Consider the following 1,635-nt stretch of genomic DNA (forward strand, 5'->3'; position numbering starts at 1 on the left):
GCTCCGCGTACGACCACTCCTCACCACCCGCACCAACCACCGCCACCGCCTCCGGGGACAGCTCGGCCCGTGCGTCAAACAACGCCGCCAACGGCCGCACGGGAACGTCCCGCTCAGTGGCGTTCCATCCCTCCAGCACCCGCGCCCGCTCCGCGCCACCGAGCACCTCGAACTCACTCACTCGGGCCGAAGGGTCGGCCGCCACCTGCTCCAGCAACCGCACCAGCGGCTCGGCCAGCCCCTCCACCGTCCGTTCGTCAAAGAGGTCGGTGGCATAGAGGAACGCGCCGCGGATCCCGCCCGGGTTGCCGTCGTCGTCGCGATGCTCGGCCAAATCCAAGGCAAGGTCCACCCGTGCCGAAGCCTCCGTCCCCGACTCCAACGGACGCACCCGCAACCCCGGCAGATCCCACAACCGCCCCTCACCCGCAGGCGCCCCCTGAAGCCCCAACGACACCTGAAACAGCGGATTACGCCCCAACGACCGCGCAGGATTGAGATCCTCCACCAACCGTTCAAACGGCACATCCTGATGGGCATACGCGTCCAGATCCGCCTCCCGCACCCGAGACAGCAACTCCACAAAAGTCGGATCGCCACTCACATCACTCCGCAAGACGAGCGTGTTGACGAAGAACCCCACCAGCCCGTCCAAAGCCGCGTCCCCACGCCCCGCCACCGCCGTACCGACCGGAATGTCCTTCCCGGCGCCCATCCGCGACAGCAGCGCGGAGATGGCGGCGTGCATCACCATGAACATCGTCGCCCCACCCCGCTGGGCAAGCTCCGTGAGCCGGGCATGGGTTTCCGCGGTGATGGCGACCGGCACTTCGCCACCGCGGAAGGACGAGATCGCCGGCCGGGGCCGGTCGGTCGGCAGGACGAGCTCCTCCGGCGCACCGGTCAGCGCCTCACGCCAGTAGCCGAGCTGGCCACTGACCACGCTGTTCGGGTCGTCGAGGGTGCCCAGCACCTCGCGCTGCCACAGCGCATAGTCCGCGTACTGCACCGGCAACGGCTCCCAGCCGGGCGCACGGCCCGCCCGCCGGGCCGCATACGCCACCCCGATCTCCCGGCCCAACACACCCATCGACCAGCCATCAACCGCGATGTGATGCGCCACGATCAGCAACACATACTCCGACGCACCCGTCTTCAACAGCCGCGCCCGCCACGGCAGATCAACGCTCAGATCAAACCCACGGGCGGCATAGCCGCCGAGCACCTCCCGCAGGTGTTCCTCCGCGGTCTCCACCACGATCAGCGGCGGCCGACCCGCCTCGCCCGTCAGCACATGCTGGCGCGGTTCACCATCGGTCTCGGGAAAGACCGTACGCAGACTCTCGTGCCGGTCGGCGACATCCCCGAGCGCCGCCTCCAGAGCGACCCTGTCGAGCTCGCCGGAGAGCCGGAGCGCCAGCGGGAGGTTGTACACGGCGCCGTCGCCGACGCCTTCGAGGCGGTTGAGGAACCACATCCGCTGCTGGGCGTACGACAGCGGCAGCACCTCCGGGCGCGGCCGAGCGGTCAGTGCCTGCTGGGCGGTGCCGTCCTCCGTGCCGTCGAGCAGCCGGGCCACGTCGGCCACCGTCGGGGCGGTGAACAGCGCACGGATGCTGACCTCGGCGCCGAAGA

1 protein-coding gene is annotated in these 1,635 nt (G+C 69.7%); it reads right to left on the minus strand.

What is annotated here, in order from left to right; all coding sequences use genetic code 11:
- On the minus strand, positions 1–1,635 hold a 1,635-nt coding region (locus JK364_RS54205; protein ID WP_230993973.1), incomplete at both ends, for a condensation domain-containing protein.

Origin of the sequence: Streptomyces endocoffeicus, from assembly GCF_016741935.1 — a bacterium.
GTDB classification, from domain to species: Bacteria; Actinomycetota; Actinomycetes; order Streptomycetales; family Streptomycetaceae; genus Streptomyces; species Streptomyces endocoffeicus.